General features: G+C 33.4%; 17 protein-coding genes and 5 tRNA genes. 7 read left to right on the top strand and 15 right to left on the bottom strand.

Features of this window, described 5'->3' with window-relative positions; all coding sequences use genetic code 11:
• Positions 1-134 precede the first annotated feature (134 nt).
• Complete coding sequence (locus ACF91D_RS22770; RefSeq protein WP_042739466.1) at positions 135-791, bottom strand: SDR family oxidoreductase; 657 nt, start codon at positions 789-791, stop codon at positions 135-137.
• Positions 792-945: 154 nt separating this feature from the next.
• Here ACF91D_RS22770 and ACF91D_RS22765 point away from each other — a divergent pair, with 154 nt between their 5' ends.
• Both ACF91D_RS22765 and czrB read left to right on the top strand, forming a co-directional pair.
• Positions 946-1,245, top strand: a complete 300-nt coding sequence (locus ACF91D_RS22765; RefSeq protein ID WP_042739465.1) for an ArsR/SmtB family transcription factor — start codon at positions 946-948, stop codon at positions 1,243-1,245.
• A 19-nt stretch (positions 1,246-1,264) separates the two neighbouring features.
• Positions 1,265-2,233, top strand: a complete 969-nt coding sequence (gene czrB, locus ACF91D_RS22760; RefSeq protein ID WP_107527830.1) for a CDF family zinc efflux transporter CzrB — start codon at positions 1,265-1,267, stop codon at positions 2,231-2,233.
• 238 nt (positions 2,234-2,471) lie between these two features.
• Here czrB and ACF91D_RS22755 read toward each other — a convergent pair whose 3' ends face one another.
• Positions 2,472-3,203: a metallophosphoesterase family protein gene (locus ACF91D_RS22755; protein ID WP_042739463.1), complete on the bottom strand. Its 732-nt coding sequence runs from the start codon at positions 3,201-3,203 to the stop codon at positions 2,472-2,474.
• Between the two features lie 130 nt (positions 3,204-3,333).
• Here ACF91D_RS22755 and ACF91D_RS22750 point away from each other — a divergent pair, with 130 nt between their 5' ends.
• Complete coding sequence (locus ACF91D_RS22750) at positions 3,334-4,437, top strand: hypothetical protein (RefSeq protein WP_119624585.1); 1,104 nt, start codon at positions 3,334-3,336, stop codon at positions 4,435-4,437.
• Positions 4,438-5,149: 712 nt separating this feature from the next.
• Here ACF91D_RS22750 and ACF91D_RS22745 read toward each other — a convergent pair.
• The 4 genes from ACF91D_RS22745 to glmS form a co-directional block, all read right to left on the bottom strand.
• Positions 5,150-6,004: an HAD family hydrolase gene (locus ACF91D_RS22745; RefSeq protein ID WP_042739461.1), complete on the bottom strand. Its 855-nt coding sequence runs from the start codon at positions 6,002-6,004 to the stop codon at positions 5,150-5,152.
• A 41-nt stretch (positions 6,005-6,045) separates the two neighbouring features.
• Positions 6,046-6,855 (bottom strand): ABC transporter ATP-binding protein, encoded by an 810-nt coding sequence (locus ACF91D_RS22740; protein ID WP_107590179.1) that lies wholly within the window; start codon positions 6,853-6,855, stop codon positions 6,046-6,048.
• 58 nt (positions 6,856-6,913) lie between these two features.
• Complete coding sequence (locus ACF91D_RS22735; protein WP_107512925.1) at positions 6,914-7,270, bottom strand: DUF2200 domain-containing protein; 357 nt, start codon at positions 7,268-7,270, stop codon at positions 6,914-6,916.
• Positions 7,271-7,429: 159 nt separating this feature from the next.
• A complete protein-coding gene (glmS, locus tag ACF91D_RS22730; protein WP_119624584.1) occupies positions 7,430-9,235 on the bottom strand; it encodes a glutamine--fructose-6-phosphate transaminase (isomerizing) in 1,806 nt (601 codons plus the stop codon).
• 653 nt (positions 9,236-9,888) lie between these two features.
• On the opposite strand from glmS, the gene ACF91D_RS22725 reads away from it, so the two are divergent.
• From ACF91D_RS22725 to ACF91D_RS22710, 4 genes are read left to right on the top strand one after another with little or no spacing between them, the layout of a single operon-like run.
• Positions 9,889-11,430 (top strand): PTS mannitol transporter subunit IIBC, encoded by a 1,542-nt coding sequence (locus tag ACF91D_RS22725; RefSeq protein WP_107527263.1) that lies wholly within the window; start codon positions 9,889-9,891, stop codon positions 11,428-11,430.
• 40 nt (positions 11,431-11,470) lie between these two features.
• Positions 11,471-13,498 carry a BglG family transcription antiterminator gene (locus ACF91D_RS22720; RefSeq protein WP_107527264.1) on the top strand — a complete coding sequence of 676 codons (2,028 nt, stop codon included), beginning with the start codon at positions 11,471-11,473 and terminating at the stop codon, positions 13,496-13,498.
• A gap of 12 nt (positions 13,499-13,510) precedes the next feature.
• On the top strand, positions 13,511-13,945 hold the full coding sequence (locus tag ACF91D_RS22715) for a PTS mannitol transporter subunit IIA (protein WP_042739455.1): 435 nt from the start codon (positions 13,511-13,513) through the stop codon (positions 13,943-13,945).
• Positions 13,945-15,048: a mannitol-1-phosphate 5-dehydrogenase gene (locus ACF91D_RS22710; protein ID WP_107527265.1), complete on the top strand. Its 1,104-nt coding sequence runs from the start codon at positions 13,945-13,947 to the stop codon at positions 15,046-15,048. The genes ACF91D_RS22715 and ACF91D_RS22710 overlap by 1 nt, the downstream gene beginning before the upstream one ends.
• A 104-nt stretch (positions 15,049-15,152) precedes the next feature.
• Here the strand turns inward: ACF91D_RS22710 and glmM are convergent, their stop codons facing one another.
• The 9 genes from glmM to ACF91D_RS22665 form a co-directional block, all read right to left on the bottom strand.
• Complete coding sequence (gene glmM / locus ACF91D_RS22705) at positions 15,153-16,505, bottom strand: phosphoglucosamine mutase (protein WP_119624583.1); 1,353 nt, start codon at positions 16,503-16,505, stop codon at positions 15,153-15,155.
• A 26-nt stretch (positions 16,506-16,531) separates the two neighbouring features.
• Positions 16,532-17,464, bottom strand: coding sequence for a CdaR family protein (locus ACF91D_RS22700; protein WP_119624582.1), 933 nt, complete (start codon positions 17,462-17,464; stop codon positions 16,532-16,534).
• Positions 17,465-18,271: a diadenylate cyclase CdaA gene (gene cdaA / locus ACF91D_RS22695; protein WP_042739451.1), complete on the bottom strand. Its 807-nt coding sequence runs from the start codon at positions 18,269-18,271 to the stop codon at positions 17,465-17,467.
• 131 nt (positions 18,272-18,402) lie between these two features.
• Positions 18,403-19,311, bottom strand: a complete 909-nt coding sequence (gene rocF / locus ACF91D_RS22690) for an arginase (RefSeq protein ID WP_107527268.1) — start codon at positions 19,309-19,311, stop codon at positions 18,403-18,405.
• 259 nt (positions 19,312-19,570) lie between these two features.
• Positions 19,571-19,643 (bottom strand) — tRNA-Lys (locus ACF91D_RS22685).
• A 3-nt stretch (positions 19,644-19,646) separates the two neighbouring features.
• A tRNA-Gln gene (locus ACF91D_RS22680) sits at positions 19,647-19,721 on the bottom strand.
• 4 nt (positions 19,722-19,725) lie between these two features.
• Positions 19,726-19,809: transfer RNA gene (locus tag ACF91D_RS22675), tRNA-Tyr, on the bottom strand.
• Between the two features lie 15 nt (positions 19,810-19,824).
• Positions 19,825-19,900, bottom strand: a tRNA-Val gene (locus ACF91D_RS22670).
• 8 nt (positions 19,901-19,908) lie between these two features.
• A tRNA-Glu gene (locus ACF91D_RS22665) sits at positions 19,909-19,980 on the bottom strand.
• Positions 19,981-20,028 lie beyond the last annotated feature (48 nt).

Raw genomic sequence — 20,028 nt, 5'->3', positions numbered from 1 at the left:
GAGTTAATCCATAAACGGATTAACTCTCAAGAAGAATAGCTCATAATGCTAAACTCCTACTAACATATGATTTATTATGATATACACCAATATAATCACATTTGACTTAGCACTTTATGCGTTCAACCATTTGTTTATTTAACAAATTCAGCTAAAGCAGATTTAATATCTTTTTCACCACTAATGATTTGGAATTCAGTATTAATATAATCATCAGAAGACACAACTTCTTTTAATACTGTTGCAACATCCTCACGTGGTATTGATCCACGTCCTTCAAAGAATGCGCCTACTTCTATTTTGTTATTACCTGCTTCGTCCAATAAACCACCAGGATGTACGATTGTATATGGTACTGAGGCTTGCTTTAAATATTCATCAGCATAATGCTTTGCAATCGTATATGGTTTCAAGCTACCACTTGCATCAAATGCCTCACGACGAGAATCATATGTTGATACCATTACATATTGTTTTACATTATTAGCTTCACTTGCTTTGATTGATTTAATTGCACCGTCTAAATCAACACTTATTGTTTTATCTGCACCAGTGCTTCCACCAGAACCAACAGAAAAAATAACTTTATCAAATCCTTTGATTTTTTCTTTGAGCGTATCAATATCATCTGCTTCTACATCGATTAATAAACTATCTACGCCTTCTGCTTTTAATGATTCTACCTGGTCTTCTTTTCTTACACCAGCTGTAAATGCTTCATCACTATCTTTAAATTGATTCACTAAGTGTTTACCTACGCCACCATTTGCTCCAATAAGTAAAATACTCATATATTCGTTACCTCCTTATTGATTTCATAATAAAAGTCTACCACTTTTATAAGAATTTAAAACTAAAACGACTCATCCCATCATTTTGACAAAAAGACAAATATATATTAATATATGAATAAATGTTCATATATTAATGTGGTGAGGTGAAAGTATGACAGAATCATTTGATGAATCAACTTTAGAACATGTAACAGAAATATTTAAAGCTTTAAGTGATGCAAACCGAATTAGGATTATGCACTTATTATCACAAGGTGATTGTAGCGTTGGTCATATCGCACACACTTTGAATTTAAGTCAATCTAATGTTTCACACCAATTACGTACATTAAAGCAAGCACATCTCGTTAAATCAAATCGTTCGGGTCAATCTATGATTTATGCCTTAGACGATACACATGTCACTACATTACTAGATCAAGCAATACATCACGCAACACATAAAGCATAGATGAAAGGTGGAAATCCAAATGTCAGATCATCATGGACATAATCATGCACACGGTCATGTACACACAAACAATAAAAGGGTCTTATTAATTAGTTTTATTATAATTGGTTTATTTATGATTATCGAAATTATAGGTGGCTTTTTCGCTAATAGTTTAGCGCTCCTATCAGACGGACTACACATGTTAAGTGATACAGTTTCACTAGGCGTCGCATTATTAGCCTTTATATATGCAGAAAAAAATGCTACCAAGTCCAAAACCTTTGGCTACAAACGGTTTGAAATTCTAGCTGCCCTATTTAATGGTGTGACATTATTTGTTATAGGGGTAGTCATTATTATTGAGGCCATTCGTAGATTCTTTGTACCAGAAAATGTCCAATCCACTGAAATGTTTATCATTAGCGTCATTGGTTTAATTGTAAATATCATCGTCGCCTCATTTATGTTTAAAGGTGGAGATACCCACGAGAATATAAATATGCGTGGTGCTTTCTTGCATGTGCTAGGAGATTTATTAGGATCAGTTGGAGCAATTATTGCAGCTATATTAATATGGTCATTTGGTTGGTACGTAGCTGACCCAATAGCGAGTATTATTGTCTCACTACTCATAATTAAAAGTAGTTGGGGTATTACTAAATCTTCACTCAATATCTTGATGGAAGGTACGCCATCAAATGTAGATATCAATCAAGTGATTGCATCTATAAAAAGCGAGCCTGCTATACATGCCGTACATGATTGCCACATTTGGACTATTTCCAATGAAATGAATGCATTAAGTTGCCATGCCGTTGTTGATAATGAAATGTCCATTGCCGAAGGTGAGCAGTTATTACATCGTATTGAGCATACACTCGAACATTTAAATATTCAGCATATGACGATTCAATTAGAAACAAGTGCACATAAACATGATGATAAAACATTATGTTCCGCAGTACTAAATACACACCATCACAGTCATCATTCACATGCGCATTAACGATATATTAATGTAACCCCATATCTTGCAATAAATTAATATAATATAAAAAAGCTGATCCAACATTTGGAGTGTATATCGAGTCACTTCAACTGGAACAGCTTTTTTAGTTTATTATCAACTTATTTAGCTTAAGACACTTACTTAGTCAATCAATTTTATAAATTTTACCGATTTGATGACAGTGTCATAGCTCATTTATGTCTTTTCATTCTTTACTTTTTAAACAATATTCTTATTAAATAAATTTATCGAAAATTAAAGCCTTACCAGGTACTTGCTTTTCATCAAACCCTTTTAGAAATTCTTCGTTATCATATGGGACCTTTATTCTATCACAAGCAATTTCATTATCATCTATTGTGACAATACCATAAACTGCATATGCCCCATTATTTAGTCCTACCGAACCAGGGTTAAAATAAATTGTCGATTTATCATCAAATAAATGAACTGTATGATTATGACCAAATGTAATAAGATCTGCATCTTTATCTTCAAATAACTGGGTGATATTATCCTCAGTCGGCTCAACAATTGGACTAAAGGGTTGACCATCGATTGGTGTTTGTAATTTATCATTCTCAATTTCATAATGGATAAATAATACATCCTTATGATTAATTTTTTTCTCTAAAACACGCGGCAAGTTATTCAATGCATCATAATAATCTTCATCAAGATGATTCTCAATCCATTGATGATGTTCATAAAACTTATCTTTTAAATCACTTGGGTATGGCGTATCATTCACTAAAGACATGACCGCTTCATCATGATTACCAGCAATAATTTCCATGTCATCTCTTTCAAAAATAGCATCTAAAACTTTATTGGTTTCATGCCCTACACCTATATTGTCTCCTAAATTATAAATTTTAGTGATATCTCCTCGTCGATCAATATCATCTAAAACTGCTTCTAATGCATCAAAATTTCCATGAACATCAGTTATAATTGCAAATTTCATGATTTTGCCACCTTTCCTTCATACTCAATTGGATATTTTAACATTTTATTTCAATTTTGCTACCTATTAATTTTAAAATCTGCAAATTTTTGATATCGTATTCTTATCATCAAAAAGGAGTGCTTAAATTTTGTTTAAATTTCATAAACTAGCTTTACAAAATGCTAAACCACAAAATGCTAAAATTTTATTGTTTACATTAGTGAGTTTTGTAATTCTATTTGCATTGACTTATTTAACTTTGATTCCAATGCAAACATCAATATATAGCTTTGTAATGTCAATGGCAATGCAACAACCAATTGCTAAACCGTTGTTCTTGCTCATATTAACTATTTTAATTCCATTAATTGTCGTTATCTTTGTAGGTTACCCTATTATTGCTGGAACTATCTACACAATCGATAAAGCAATTAATAAAGATCAAGCTAAATTTAAAGATATCTTTGCCATGTTTAAAAAGGGTAAATACTTAAAATCAGTTAAATTATCTCTATTTACTTTATTAACTGTGGTAGTATTTATGGCTATTAATTTATTACTAGCTAAATTACTAAATTTAGGAATTGTAAGTCTATACACTGCATTGCAAGGACCTATTAGTGGTGCAGACCATGCATTAGCAATTTCACTTACTTTCCAAATTATTGCAGCCACAATCGTTTTATTTATCCAATCATTTATCATTTGGTTTATGGCTGTTGTTATTATCAATTTTACAGTTGCATTTATCAAATCACCAGAAGATGGTGCATGGAAGGCAGTTAAACGTGGCTTTAAAGGTGTTAAAAACGGCCAAAAAACTTGGTTTAAATTCTTCCTTGGCATCTTACTATTAAACTTAATTGTAATTATCTTAGCAAATCCGGTTAGTCAATTAATTTCTATTGGTACTGGCGGTATTTCACAAAATATAGCTACAGTAATTGCTTATATCGTAACAATTGTTGTTATTTTAGTAAGATTGTTCATCTATTACATTAATATTTTAGCAACAATTCAATATTATAACCTTGACGGTAAAAATATTGATCCTGACACTAAAAAGAAAGCTAAAGCGAATAAGAGCGTTACAAATGCTACAGAAAAAGCTAAAGCAAGTGTCTCTGATAAAACAGATTCAGCACAAGATAAATCTAAATCTAATGTTTCAGAACAAACAGAGTCTGTACAAGATAAAGCTAAATCAGAAGGCTCTAAACTAAAAGACAACTTTAATCAGTCAGAGAAATAACAACATAATTTTATAACAATTTAAAACAAGTCTGGATATTTAATCCTTGAAAAGTAGCACTCAGATAATTGAATTCAATTTATCTGAGTGCTACTTTTTATTCAAGATCTAGTATTGTTGGCTCGCTTTCCTAGGGGACAGCTTCAGCCTGTAGTCTTCAGCTTATCCTGTTTCCACAGGAATCTCGCCAACATACTTTGAAATGATTTGTGATTTTTAAATTATCATCTATTTAAGTTTTCTTACTAAATATGACTTTATAGTGTTGATATACCAATAATTAAATACTTGATATATTATCTACTATCTTTTTTATTCAAGATCTAGTATTGGTGGCTCACTTTCCTAGGGGACAGCTTCAGCCTGTAGTCTTCAGCTTGTCCTGTTTCCACAGGAGTCTCGCCAACATACTTTACAAAAACGTATGATTTTTACATTGAAATGATTTAGGTTGCCCGTATTAAATGTATCGTTTGTATGGGTATATAACTCCGTTGCCATAGTACATACTCAAATACCAAACAATCAAACATTCTCTATGTATTTGCGCATCAAAACACAAAAAATAAGACACTTCGCACAATTTAATAGACATTACTAAATTTAATCCACGAAGTGTCATATATATAATATTTTCAGCATCCCTTAATAAAAAATACTTTTGTGATGCACTATAGCAGTTACTTACACATTAATAAATCATTACACATCTTTATTTTAAAAAGTGTTCTGCTAAATAGCGCGCTGCACCATTTTCCTCATTGGTATATGAAGTTACATCTTTTGTTAGAGACTGTATTTCTGGTCGCGCATTTTTCATTGCTACAGTATAATGACCAAATTCAAACATTGCTCTATCATTATCACTGTCCCCAATGACTAGCGTTTCAGATTGCTCAATCCCAAAATGTTCTATCATTTCTTTAATACCTGTACCTTTATCAGTCTGATAAGCCATCGTTTCAGCATTAAAGCGAGAAGAATTTGATACACTAATTTGTAATGACTCAGCATCTTTCTTTAATTGCTCTCTATAAGCAGTAATTTTATCAAAATCAGTTGAGAATAAATATATTTTAGAATAAGTAGTGCTTGGTAATTCAGATGACCAATCTACCTTTTCAACTATAGATTCTTTACGTGATGTCCATTCACTTTCTCCAACCTTACCAGGTGGCGTTTCAGCATCAAACAATGATTTAGCCCAAGCCTCATCTTCTGCAAGCACAATTCTGTTACCTTCAAACGGAAATACCTCATAATAAATTGATTGCTGTTGTGCACGGCTAACAATTTCATTTACTGCATTAAACGACAAACTGTGTTTAAAGATAATTTCGTCATTTACCATGCCAAGCGTACCATTTGAACTTATAATACCATCAACTTCAAATGTTTCTGGGACTAAATAATGAATTTCATTATGCGCTCTACCAGTTGCTAAAAACACCTTAAACCCTTTACTTCTCAATTGTGCAATTACATCTGCTGTTTCAGAATCTACTCTATTATTTTTATGTAAAATAGTTCCATCCATATCTAAAAATATTGCTTTTACGTTATCCATTATTTGTTTGCCTCCAACATTTAATATCGTCCTAAATTATGTCACTTTCTCTGATTTTCCGCAATCTTATCCTCGTTTAAAAATAAAGAATAACGACGATTTTGTTTTATAATACTTACATTTCTATTAAAATAGTTCGATAATGTGTCACTGTTTAACACACTTTCTATGTCCCCTTGCATAAAGCGTTGACCATTCTTTAACAAGAAACCTTTTTGAATCCGTTCAGTTATTTCTTCAACGAAATGTGTGACATAAATCACTGCCAATTCTGGATGTTGTTCATAAAGTTCATCTAATGTTGATAACAAATCTTCTCTAGCTATAAAGTCTAATCCAGAAGCTGGCTCATCTAGAATTAACAATTGTGGTTCTCCCATCAATGCTCTTGCGATTAATACCTTTTGTCTTTCACCTGTAGAAAGGTAACCATAATACTGCTGTTCAAATTCAGACATGCCAAGTTGTTGTAAGCTGCGTTTAGCTCTTTCAATATGTTCACTTGTCACTGATTGATAGACGCCTATAGATTTGAAAATACCACTAATCACAACGTCTAATACTATTTCGCCATCCTGGAAACGATCCATAAGACTATTTGATACAAATCCAATATTTTCACGAACAGCATCTGCAGAATAGCCTTGTTTACCAGGTTTCATATTAAATAAAGTAATCTCACCTGATGTGATAGGTTCGTAGGCATTTAAAATATTTAATAGCGTTGTTTTACCCGCGCCATTCAAGCCATAGAGCATCCATTTTTCACCTTTTTGAATTTGCCAAGTTACATCTTTAATTATTTCTTTACCTTGCTTTCTTCTTGAGATTCCATTTAAGTCTATTAGCACGTTGATTAACCCCTTTTTTTAAACTACATTGTTATAACAAACAAATTAACTATTCATCTTACTTTAATCGCTCTGTAATTTGTTCTATTGATTTCCCTTTTGCAAGTTCATCAATCAATTTATCTAAGTATCGAATTTCTTTCATTACAGATTCTTCCATATCCTCGACTTTCACTCCACAAATACGCCCAGTTATGTTACGTCTATCAGGATTTAACTCCGGTGCTTTTAAAATAAAATTTTCATAATCTGTACCGTCCTCAATAAGGTTGTCTAGATCTTGTTGACTATAACCTGTCATCCATTTTATAAGTTGATCTGCTTCACCTTTTGTTCGGCCCTTTTTTTCAACTTTATTGATTAAATGAGGATACACAAAACCAAATTCCATTGTATAAACTTTAGGTTTAGACATCATCAAATTCCTTTCACTAATCAATTATTTATTTCAATACACTAAGCATAATAAATGCACAACTTTTTAACAACGAATTGATTTCAAAAGTTGAAATAAAAGCATAAAAAAAACTGTCGATAAAGTGTAGACTCTATCGACAGTTTCTATTTACTATCATTATTCAACTGTAACTGATTTTGCTAAGTTACGTGGTTTATCAACATCTAAATCTCTGTGTAGTGCTGCATAATAAGAAATTAATTGTAATGCAACTACTGATACAAGTGGTGTCAATAATTCATGTACATGTGGGATAACATAAGTATCGCCTTCTTTATCTAAACCATCCATTGAAATGATACAAGGATGTGCACCACGTGCTACAACTTCCTTAACATTACCACGGATTGAAAGGTTTACATTGTCTTGTGTAGCTAATGCAATAACTGGTGTTCCTTCTTCGATCAAGGCAATAGTACCATGTTTTAACTCTCCACCTGCAAAGCCTTCAGCTTGAATATACGAAATTTCTTTCAATTTCAATGCGCCTTCAAGACTTACATTATAATCAATTGTTCGACCAATAAAGAATGCATTTCTAGTTGTCGCTAAGAAATCTTTTGAAATTTGTTCCATAATATCTGCGTCATCAACGATAGCTTCAATTGAAGTTGTAACTTTAGCAAGTTCACGTAATAAATCAATCTCCGCTTCTCGACCATGTTCTTTAGCTACAATTTGTGACAAGATAGATAATACAGCAATTTGAGCTGTGTATGCTTTTGTTGATGCTACTGCAATTTCAGGACCAGCATGTAACAATAATGTGTGGTTAGCTTCACGTGATAGTGTTGAACCAGCAACGTTAGTGATTGTTAATGATTTATGTCCTAGTTTGTTAGTTTCAACAAGTACTGCTCTACTATCCGCAGTTTCACCTGATTGAGAGATATAGATAAATAATGGTTTTTCTGATAATAATGGCATGTTGTAAACAAACTCTGATGCTACATGCACTTCAGTAGGTACACCTGCCCATTTTTCGATAAATTCTTTACCAACTAAACCAGCATGGTAACTTGTACCCGCAGCAATAATATAAATACGGTCCGCTTCTGCAACATCTTTAATAATATCTGCATCCATTTTCAAGTTTCCATCTTCATCTTGATATTCTTGAATAATACGACGCATAACTGCAGGTTGTTCGTGAATTTCCTTAAGCATATAGTGATCATATACACCCTTTTCAGCGTCAGCTGCGTCAATTTGTGCTGTATATGCTTCTCTATCTTGGACATTACCTTGTTGATCTTTGATAACGACTTCATCTCGTTTAACAATTACAATTTCGTGATCATGAATCTCTTTATATTGATTTGTAACTTGTAACATAGCAATGGCATCAGATGCAATAACGTTAAAATCTTCACCAATTCCAACTAATAATGGCGATTTGTTTTTCGCAACAAAGATAGTTTCTTTATCTTCATTGTCAATTAAACCTAAAGCATATGAACCTTCTAATAATGAGATTACTTTAGAGAAAGCAGCTTCTGTTGTTAAACCTTCATTTGAAAAATGTTCAACCAATTGCACAATCACTTCTGTATCAGTCTCAGATATAAATGATACATCTGCTAAATATTCGTTCTTTAATTCTTCATAGTTCTCGATTACACCATTATGAACCAATGTAAAACGGTTAGAACTTGAACGGTGTGGGTGTGAATTTTCATAGTTAGGTACACCATGTGTTGCCCAACGTGTATGTCCAATACCTACGTTACCATCTGTTGATTCACTGTCAGCTACTTCTCTTAGGTCTGCTATTCTACCTTTTGATTTAAATACTGAAGTACCTTCGTCATTTGCAACAGCAACACCAGCTGAATCATAACCTCTATATTCTAATTTTTCTAATCCTTTTAATAATAATTCTTTAGCATTATCATGCCCAATATAACCTACGATTCCGCACATTTAATAATTCCTCCAATGATTAAGGCATTGGTATAAACGCTAAATATAAGTATGGTGCGTAATAAATAAATACAATTCTATAGACTAATTTTCATTAAATGGTTATAAATCACTCTAAAAAAGTACATACTTATCCCAATGACCTTTTTATAGTTTTTATTTAATTTGGCTAACTTATTAACTTTGTGCACTAGGTTACCCTAATGTTTTCCTTAATAAGTTCACGAATGAGCCACATCCGGGATAGCATCCGCCGATGGTTCGATAACTATCCTCCTCGTCTACAAGTTTCGATATCCTTATCTATTAAGATTTCTGATATAAATCTTAAATCTTCGATACAATACCTCATCACTTGCACAGGCGCTTTAAATTGATCAACTTACTTTCCTATCCTCCTTCCTTCAATACAACCTATTGTACAATGTTTAACTCATGCAATGCAAACATTAAATAAACTTTATAAATAGATTGGATTTAAATATCAAATTTTTATTATTTCAAATAAATAACCCGTAATAAATAATCATTTTCTTTGTACACATACATTTGTCACATGAGCTGTGACAAAGTTTAAATTACTTTCAGTTGTTTATATGACCTCCTCCCCCTACAATGAAGCTATATCAAATAGAAAAAAGGGGTGCAAAAATATGGCACAAGCTCAAACTGAGGAGAATAAAGGAATCGGTCGTAAGGTTCAAGCATTTGGATCATTTTTAAGTAGTATGATTATGCCGAATATCGGCGCCTTTATCGCATGGGGGTTTATTGCTGCAATATTCATTGATGGAGGCTGGTGGCCTAACAAAGATTTAAGCCAACTCGCAGGACCAATGATTACTTATTTAATTCCATTACTAATTGCTTATAGTGGTGGACGCTTGATTCACGAAATGCGTGGCGGTATTATCGCTGCTGTAGCAACGATGGGAGTAATCGTTGCACTACCAGATACGCCAATGTTATTAGGCGCTATGATAATGGGACCTTTAGTTGGTTGGTTAATGAAGAAGACAGACGAATTTATTCAGCCGAGAACACCACAAGGTTTCGAAATGTTATTTAATAACTTTTCTGCAGGTATTTTAGGCTTCATTATGACAATAATTGGCTTTAAAGTATTAGCACCAATTATGCAATTCATAATGCATATTCTTTCATTAGCTGTTGAAAGTTTAGTACATGCCCACTTATTACCTTTAGTAAGTATTATTGTCGAACCGGCTAAAATTGTATTTTTAAATAATGCAATAAATCATGGTGTGTTTACACCACTTGGTGCTGATCAAGCTGCATCAGCAGGTCAATCTATTCTTTACACAATTGAATCAAATCCAGGTCCTGGTATAGGTATCCTAGTTGCTTATATGATTTTTGGTAAAGGAACTGCTAAAGCTACATCATACGGAGCTGGGATTATACATTTCTTAGGTGGTATTCATGAAATTTACTTCCCATATGTATTGATGAGACCATTATTATTTATCGCAGTTATATTAGGTGGTATGACTGGTGTTGCAACATATTCTATTGTTGATTTCGGATTCAAGAGCCCTGCTTCACCAGGTTCATTCATTGTTTATATGTTAAATGCACCTAAAGGTGAATTCTTACAAATGGTACTTGGTGTATTATTAGCAGCACTTGTTTCATTTATCGTTGCTTCATTAATATTGAAATTCACTAAAGAACCAGAACAAGATTTAGAAGCTGCTACTGCTAAGATGGAAGCAAGTAAAGGTAAAAAATCAAGTGTAGCATCTAAATTATCAGGGAAAGAAGATAATGACAAAGCTCAAACTGCTACAACTTCTGCTACTGCAAGTGACAATGAGCGTGAAGAATCGGAAGAGGATTTACTAGATAATTATGATACCGAAAATGTTGATGCACATGATTATAGCAAAGTAAACCATGTCATCTTTGCTTGTGATGCGGGTATGGGTTCAAGTGCTATGGGTGCAAGTATGTTAAGAAATAAATTTAAAAAAGCAGGCATTCAAAACGTTGACGTAACCAATACTGCAATAAATCAATTACCAGGCGATGCACAACTTGTAATTACACAAAAGAAACTTACAGATAGAGCAATCAAACAAGTTCCAAGTGCAATTCATATTTCTGTAGACAACTTCTTGAATTCACCAAGATATGATGAATTATTAGAAAATTTAAAAGAAGAAGAAAAATAAATACCTTAATTGTTAAAGGCATTCAATGGAGGATATAGCTATGTTTTTAAGTACTCGTGAAAAAGAAATTATCGAAATGTTAATTAAATATCACGGTCAATATGTCAAAATTTATGACATTGCTCAACATCTAGCTGTATCCTCTCGTACTATTCATCGGGAATTAAAATCTATAGAAATATTTCTCGACACATTCGATATTAAACTTGAGCGTGTTAATAAAAAAGGTATTCAATTAGTTGCAGATCAGGAATTAAGGACTCGCCTTAAAAACACTATTTTAAAACAAGACACTATTGACTTATCTCAAGAAGAACAGAAAGTAATTATTTTATATGGACTTATTCAGGCAAAGGAACCTATTAAACAATATAGTCTGGCCCACGAAATTGGTGTATCTACTCAAACATTAGCTAAACTGTTAGATGAATTAGAACATGAATTAACACAATACCAGTTACAGTTAATTAAAAAACGTGGAGAAGGTATTCGTTTAGAAGGTCCTGAATCTAAAAAAAGAGAGTTATTAAGCCAATTAATGGTTAATAACTTAAACAGTACAAGTGTCTATTCTGTAATTGAAAATCACTTTGTTTATCAATCGCTCAATGCTTCACAACTTTCTATGGTTGATATGGACAAAATTTTCCAAGTTGAACGTATTCTTATGGACCACTTGGGGCAACTTCCCTACGCATTAACTGAATCAAGTTACTTAACACTTACTGTACACGTTGTCTTAAGTATTGATCGTATGTTAAATGGAGAATATGTTGGTTTAAGTGATGATATTTACAACAATGTTAAAGATACCTTTGAACATGAAGTTGCTCAAGCATTGGCATTAAACCTTGAACACATATATGGTGTTCAGTTTACCCAAGCAGAAATTACATTTATCACGATACATTTACGTGGCGCTAAACGAAAGGCATCTACTGAAGACCTCAATGATGTCAAAGATGAAACGGTTATATTCAATTTTGTAGACAGAGTTGCACTAGCATCAAAAGTAACATTTAAAGATGCTACAACTTTGACAGAAGGTTTGAAATTGCATATTATACCTGCAATAAATCGCCTTAAAGCAAATATTGAAACATATAATCCGTTAACTGAAATGATTAAACAGAAATATCCTGTGCTATTTAAAGGGGTTAGCACAGCATTACAACAAACCTGGCCTGAATTACAATTTCCAGACAGTGAAATTGCATTTATTGTATTACATTTTGGTGGTGCGATATACAGCCAACAAACAAATTCACTATCTATATTAGTCGTTTGCAGTAGTGGCATTGGTACGAGTCGTTTATTAGCGACGAGACTACAACAAACATTTAGTGAAATCACCCAAACAAAACAGGCATCCGTTGGTGATTTAAAATACTTAAATACCAGTGATTTTGATGCTATTATCTCAACTGTAGATTTAGATATTACTATACCTTATATTACAGTTAATCCATTATTACCAGATGCTGACATTAATCACGTTGCTACATTTTTAAAATCAAATGCCAACACTAAACCAATGGCTACAGAGCACAGTTTAGTCAATGAAATTACCGATTCTACCTCAACATTGTCCTTTATAAGAAAAGGTTTAGAACTCATAGATTCAGTTTATATTGATAATAGTAACATCAACAACTGGATAAGCTATTTAAGAGAGCAAACTTTAAAGCATCAAGTAATTAATGATTCATCAGCATTCACTAAGTTATTACAACAACGTAATGAAGAACAAAGTTATGCGTTAGATCCTTATCCAATTGCAATACCACATTTAAAGAGTGATTTAATTCAAAAGCCATTTATTTTAATTTCAATATTAGAAAAACCACTATTATTTGAAAAAGATAATCATACTGCAGTAGAAATCCGCTATTTAATTAATATGTTTTTACCTGCGGATGACACAATATTATCTGAAATTATTAGTGATTTATCTAGCAAGTTAGTCGAACATTTAGACAGTTTAGATGAATTTATGCAAGAACCTGAACAAATAACTGAAATTATAAAGCAAAGCTACCTTTCAAAAATAAAAAATTTACTTAACTAGGAGAGATTAACTATGACAGAATTATTTAGTAATGAAAATATCTTTATTAACGCAACAGTAAGCAACCAAAATGAAGCAATTGAAAAAGCAGGACAAGCATTAGTATCAAGCGGTGCTGTAACTGATGCATATATCCAAGCTATGAAAGACCGTGAACAAGTTGTTTCAACATTTATGGGTAATGGTTTAGCGATACCACATGGTACTGACGAAGCAAAGGCAAGTGTTTTACAATCAGGACTAACGCTATTACAAATCCCTGAAGGTATTGATTGGGACGGAGAAGAAGTTAAAGTAGTTGTAGGTATCGCTGGGAAAGACGGTGAGCATTTAGACTTACTATCTAAAATTGCAATTACATTTAGTGAAGAAGAAAATGTAGAACGTATCGTGAACGCTAAGTCAGCTGAAGAAATTAAACAAGTATTCGAGGAGGCTGACGCATAATGAAAGCATTACACTTTGGCGCTGGCAATATTGGCAGAGGATTTATTGGATATATTTTAGCGGATAATAATATCAAAGTCACTTTCGCAGATGTAAATACAGAAATTATAGACGCCTTAGATAAAGCACATGCTTATGATGTTATCTTAGCAGATGAAGCACGAACAACAACACGCGTACACAATGTGGATGCAATTAATTCAGCATCCCCTAGTGATAAATTAAAACAAGCTGTATTAGAAGCAGATATTATTACTACAGCAGTAGGTGTAAATATTTTACCAATTATCGCTAAATCATTTGCTTCATTTTTAAAGGAAAAGGAAACACCAGTAAATATTGTTGCATGTGAAAATGCAATTATGGCAACAGATACTTTAAAAGAAGCAATCCTTGATATCACTGGCCCATTAGGTGACCACATTCATTTCTCAAATTCAGCCGTTGATCGAATCGTACCACTACAAAGCAATGACAACATTTTAGATGTTATGGTAGAACCATTTTACGAATGGGTTGTAGAAAAGGATACTTGGTTTGGTCCAGAATTAGAACACATCAAATATGTTGATAAACTAACACCATATATTGAAAGAAAATTATTGACTGTTAATACGGGTCATGCCTTCTTAGCTTATGCTGGTAAATATCACAACAAGCCTACAGTTTTAGATGCAGTTAAAGACCATGGTATCAAACATGATTTATATGGCACACTTGAAGAAACAAGCCAATATATCACACATCAATTTGATTTCACACCTGAAGCTCAGGCACAGTATGTTGAAAAAATTATTAAACGATTTGAAAACCCACACCTATCAGATGAAGTAACACGTGTAGGTCGCGGTACTTTAAGAAAAATAGGACCACGAGATCGTATAATTAAACCGTTAAACTATTTATATAAAAATCAATTAAAGCATGATCATTTAGTAAAAACTGCTGCGCTCTTATTGAAATATGAAGATAGTAACGATAAAGAAACCGTAGAAAAAAATAACTATATTAAATCATATGGTGTTGAAGCATTTTTAAAAGAGTATGCTAAAACAGACGCTCAATTAACTGAAGAAATTGTTAAAGCATACGAATTACTTTAATAAGCAGCGTACGTATACCATCTGTTAACCAAAAAAGTACTACTAACCTGAGTAATCTATACTCATCGTTAGTAGTACTTTTTTATAATTTAAAGTTTATTAATTTAATCTAAACCCATTTTCTCTTGTACAACGTCTGCAATTGTTTGTGCATAGCGTTGTGCATCTTCATCAGTGGCCGCTTCAACCATTACACGTACTAATGGTTCTGTACCAGAAGGTCTAACTAAAATTCGGCCATCGCCATTCATTTCTACTTCTACCTTAGTCATTGCTTCTTGTACATCAACATTCTCTTCAACACGATATTTATCTGTTACACGTACGTTAACTAAAGATTGTGGGTACTTTTTCATTTGCTTAGCTAATTGACTTAAGCTCTTACCAGTTAGTTTAATGACACTTGCTAATTGTACACCAGTTAACAAACCATCACCCGTCGTATTATAATCCATCATGACGATATGTCCTGATTGTTCTCCGCCTAAATTATAATTGCCTCTTCGCATTTCTTCTACTACATAACGGTCTCCAACTTTAGTTTTATTTGATTGGATACCTTCGTTCTCTAATGCCTTGTAAAAACCTAGATTACTCATAACAGTTGAAACAATCATATTATCATTTAGTTCTTGATTTTTCGCCATTTCTTGACCGATAATAAACATGATTTGATCGCCATCAACGATTTCACCATTTTCATCAACAGCAATTAATCTGTCACCATCTCCATCAAAAGCTAGTCCAAAGTCACATTCGTCTTCTACTACTTTCTTAGCCAAGACTTCAGGATGTGTAGAACCTACACCGTCATTAATATTATAACCGTTAGGGTTACAACCTACTGTTACAGTATCTGCTTCTAAATCTCCAAATAAATATGGCGCTAAAGAAGATGTCGAACCATGCGCACCATCAAGCGCAATCTTCATTCCATCAAAGTCTACATCTACTGTTGATTTGATATAGCTAATATACTTTTGTGCACCTTCAAAGTAATCTGAATAATGAACAATATCTTCCCCAACTGGGCGAGGTAAATCCGGATTTTCTTGATCTAATAATGCTTCAATTTCTTGTTCTTGATCATCAGATAATTTAAAACCGTCTGAACCGAAGAATTTAATACCATTATCTGCTACAGGATTATGAGAAGCTGATATCATAACACCTAATGCTGCTTCCATTTCACGTGTTAAATAAGCTACTCCAGGTGTTGAGATAACTCCTAAACGCATTACCTCTGCACCAATTGAAATCAAACCAGCAATAAGCGCTGACTCTAACATTTCACCTGAAACTCGAGTATCTCTACCAACTAGTACTTTAGGGTGTTTCTCTCCTTTGTTATGTGCTAATACATAGCCACCATAACGCCCTAATTTAAACGCAAGTTCTGGAGTTAATTCTTTATTTGCAATGCCCCTTACGCCGTCTGTACCAAAATATTTTGCCATCATTATATCTCCTTTATATTAGAAATCTATTTTACAGTAATATCAGCAGTTGTTTCTTGCGAACTAGCTTTAGTCACACTGTCCGGTATTTTTAATTTAATATTTTTCTTTGTAGACTCAGTAATATTATCCAAATTAATTTCTGCCTTTACAGAATTGATATCATCTAAGTCCTCTCTATTACCATATATTTCTATTTCTTTATCTTCTAAATCGATGTCATCTAACTTTAGATTATCTGGTAACTCACCAGTTGTTTGGGGTCTTACTTTAACCTTCTTGCTATAATCAGTTACCTTTACCGTTAGATTTACCTCTTTCGGTTCAATCGATACCTTTACTTTATTTAAATTTCTATCAAATGCAGTTATTGTCGCTGCATCTGTTAAATTTTTTGAAATTTTACTTTTGTTTTTATATGTTGCTTTTAAATATGCTATCTTATCGATCTGTTCTTGACCACCTGTAACCTTGACAGTATCAGGAGATACCTTTTGCGAGCTCACCTTATAATCTGAATCTAAATCACTATTACTCACATCTGGCTCAACCTTTAAGTTCTTGCTTACCTTTTTCTCAAGACTTACAGTTGCTTCCTTAGGTTTAACATTATAATCGATATCCTCGCTTAAACCATTCACTTTAAATTGTGCAGTATGCTTCCCTGCCTTTTCACCAGTGAAATCTAAGACTGCACGAACATTCTCAGCATTCTCAGCCTTGAGCACTTGTGATTGAGGTCCTGAAATTTCAACATCAACCTTGTCAGGTACATCACTTGCATACAATGATTTATTATCATATTTAACCTGTACAGGTACCTCTTGTAGCGTATCATTTGATTTTTGTCCAAAATGATCCGCATCAAAAATATTACCGAACATGTTATTCGCAGATAAGAAAAAAACAACCGCTAAAACTAATGCAATTAATCTAAGCCCCCATTTACTTTCTAACATCTACTTCACACCTTTCTGTTGAAAGTGTGTGCCAAACCAATGTTCAGCCAATAGTTCTTCGAAAGCTTCAGTCGAAATATCTTTACGCAATTTACCATCGAAAGTAACAGATATTGAACCTGTTTCTTCAGATACAACAACAGTAAAAGCATCTGAAACCTCAGATATCCCTACAGCTGCTCTATGTCTGGTTCCTAAACTTTTCGCTATCTTTGCACTATCAGAAAGTGGTAAATAACTTGCTGCACTTGCTATTTTATTTGCTTGTATAATCATAGCTCCATCATGTAATGGCGTATTAGGAATAAACACATTTGTGAGTAATTCCTGTGATATCTCAGAATTCATAGCAATACCTGTTTCAATATAATCTTGTAAACCTGTTTCCTTTTCAAAAACAATTAACGCCCCAATACGACGTTTAGCCATATATTGGACAGCTTTAGATACAGAGGAAATTAATTTACCTTCATCATTATTCAAGTTTGAAGAATAACGTTTGAACAAGCTTCCGCGTCCTAATTGTTCTAATGCACGTCTAATCTCTGGTTGGAATATAACAATTAGCGCTAAAACACCCCATTGAATTACTAAGTCAAACAAACGAGATGTCGCTGTTAAATTCAACATCTTACTCAACTGTTGGCCAATTACAATGACCACAATACCTTTCAATAATTGAATGGCTTTAGTACCTTTAAAAACTGTAATGAGAAGATAAAGTACATACCAAACGATGAGTAAGTCGAGTACGCCGGCTATAATTTTTACTGTACTCCAGTTATCAAAAAAATTGGAAAAATCCATAACATCTCCTCCGGTATTCTGTTCCCATGGTATTATTATACCAATCTATAGCTAACCTGTCATATGAAGTATATATTTTTTACAATTTAAAAAGCTGATATAGCTTTGCACTCTATCAGCTTAAAATATATTTATAATAACGTTTCACCAAAGAAGCTACCAAGTAAACTCACTGCTTGTTCAGCTGTATGATTATTCTGATCTATCAATGGATTAACTTCTACAACATCCATTGATGTAATTAATTTGGAATTATGTAATAATTCTAATGCAAAATGACTCTCTCTATAAGTTAAACCACCTAATACTCTTGTTCCAGTACCCGGTGTTTCAATTGGATCTAAGCCATCAACATCTAAAGATAAATGAATACCATCCGTTTTATCTTTTAAATAAGCAATAGATTCGTCAATTACTTGCTTAATACCAATACGATCAATATCAGCCATTGTATAGGTTTGGATATTGTTGTCTTTAATATATTGTCTTTCACCAATATCTAAATCCCTCATACCAATTAGCACAATATTTTCTGGTTTAACTTTAGGTTTATTTCCTCCAACTTCAACTAACGACTTATCACCATCACCCGCTAAAATACGTAATGGCATACCGTGTACATTACCAGACGGTGATTCATCAGGTACATTCAAATCACCATGTGCATCATACCAAATAACACCTAGATTATCATAATGTTGACTTACACCAGAAATTGAGCCAATTGCAATAGAATGGTCTCCTCCTAATATAAGTGGGAAATGGTTTTCACTAATACTATTAGAAACAGCATTACATAAATTTTGTGAAACAATTTCAATTTCTTCTAAATTACGCAATCCATGCTGTTCAGAATTGAATTTTTCCAAATTCAAATCTGGAACATCTATATTACCTCTGTCATTTACCGTTAGACCTATCGCTTTTATTCTTTCAACTAAACCAGCATAACGTATTGCATCAGGTCCAAAATCGACACCTAACTTTCTTTGTCCAAATGTAGATGGTGCTCCAATAATATCTATAACTTGATTTGTCATTAATAAAAACCCCTTTGTCATCGTGTGATACTAGAATAAGGTAAAGAGAATTAACTTTCAAGTCAATATAATAAAGGTTTTTTTATATAAATTAAGCATTTTACATATACAATCAAAAAAATGGTTTATCATACATTTTATAGTAATAAAACAGCCACTTTAAGGATTAAAAATCATAATTATAAATATTAGTTTTTTTAAAATAAATTTATTAGAACAAATAAAAAAGCACTTCTCCGAAGAGAAATGCTTATCTAAGTGAGCCATAGAGGATTCGAACCTCTGACCCTCTGATTAAAAGTCAGATGCTCTACCAACTGAGCTAATGGCTCTAATGGCTGGGCTAGCTGGATTCGAACCAGCGCGTGACGGAGTCAAAGTCCGTTGCCTTACCGCTTGGCTATAGCCCATTAATGGTGGAGGGGGGCAGATTCGAACTGCCGAACCCGAAGGAGCGGATTTACAGTCCGCCGCGTTTAGCCACTTCGCTACCCCTCCGCATATTCAATTAAATGGTGGAGGATGACGGGTTCGAACCGCCGACCCTCTGCTTGTAAGGCAGATGCTCTCCCAGCTGAGCTAATCCTCCGTATGTAATGACCCCGACGGGACTCGAACCCGTGTTACCGCCGTGAAAGGGCGGTGTCTTAACCGCTTGACCACGGGGCCATATGGCTCCACAGGTAGGACTCGAACCTACGACCGATCGGTTAACAG

The organism is Staphylococcus sp. 231237_7MaSpsaltlick (assembly GCF_043107035.1).
Note: the sequence above shows the minus strand (reverse complement) of the source record. Positions and strands in the feature narration are given on the sequence as shown.

Bases quoted from the DNA above. Each gene is read 5' to 3' on its own strand.
- ACF91D_RS22770 (WP_042739466.1), bottom strand. From the start codon at position 791: ATGAGTATTTTACTTATTGGAGCAAATGGTGGCGTAGGTAAACACTTA.
- ACF91D_RS22765 (WP_042739465.1), top strand. From the start codon at position 946: ATGACAGAATCATTTGATGAATCAACTTTAGAACATGTAACAGAAATA.
- czrB (WP_107527830.1), top strand. From the start codon at position 1,265: ATGTCAGATCATCATGGACATAATCATGCACACGGTCATGTACACACA.
- ACF91D_RS22755 (WP_042739463.1), bottom strand. From the start codon at position 3,203: ATGAAATTTGCAATTATAACTGATGTTCATGGAAATTTTGATGCATTA.
- ACF91D_RS22745 (WP_042739461.1), bottom strand. From the start codon at position 6,004: ATGGATAACGTAAAAGCAATATTTTTAGATATGGATGGAACTATTTTA.
- ACF91D_RS22735 (WP_107512925.1), bottom strand. From the start codon at position 7,270: ATGTCTAAACCTAAAGTTTATACAATGGAATTTGGTTTTGTGTATCCT.
- glmS (WP_119624584.1), bottom strand. From the start codon at position 9,235: ATGTGCGGAATCGTAGGTTATATTGGGCATGATAATGCTAAAGAATTA.
- ACF91D_RS22725 (WP_107527263.1), top strand. From the start codon at position 9,889: ATGGCACAAGCTCAAACTGAGGAGAATAAAGGAATCGGTCGTAAGGTT.
- ACF91D_RS22720 (WP_107527264.1), top strand. From the start codon at position 11,471: ATGTTTTTAAGTACTCGTGAAAAAGAAATTATCGAAATGTTAATTAAA.
- ACF91D_RS22715 (WP_042739455.1), top strand. From the start codon at position 13,511: ATGACAGAATTATTTAGTAATGAAAATATCTTTATTAACGCAACAGTA.
- ACF91D_RS22710 (WP_107527265.1), top strand. From the start codon at position 13,945: ATGAAAGCATTACACTTTGGCGCTGGCAATATTGGCAGAGGATTTATT.
- glmM (WP_119624583.1), bottom strand. From the start codon at position 16,505: ATGGCAAAATATTTTGGTACAGACGGCGTAAGGGGCATTGCAAATAAA.
- ACF91D_RS22700 (WP_119624582.1), bottom strand. From the start codon at position 17,464: ATGTTAGAAAGTAAATGGGGGCTTAGATTAATTGCATTAGTTTTAGCG.
- cdaA (WP_042739451.1), bottom strand. From the start codon at position 18,271: ATGGATTTTTCCAATTTTTTTGATAACTGGAGTACAGTAAAAATTATA.
- rocF (WP_107527268.1), bottom strand. From the start codon at position 19,311: ATGACAAATCAAGTTATAGATATTATTGGAGCACCATCTACATTTGGA.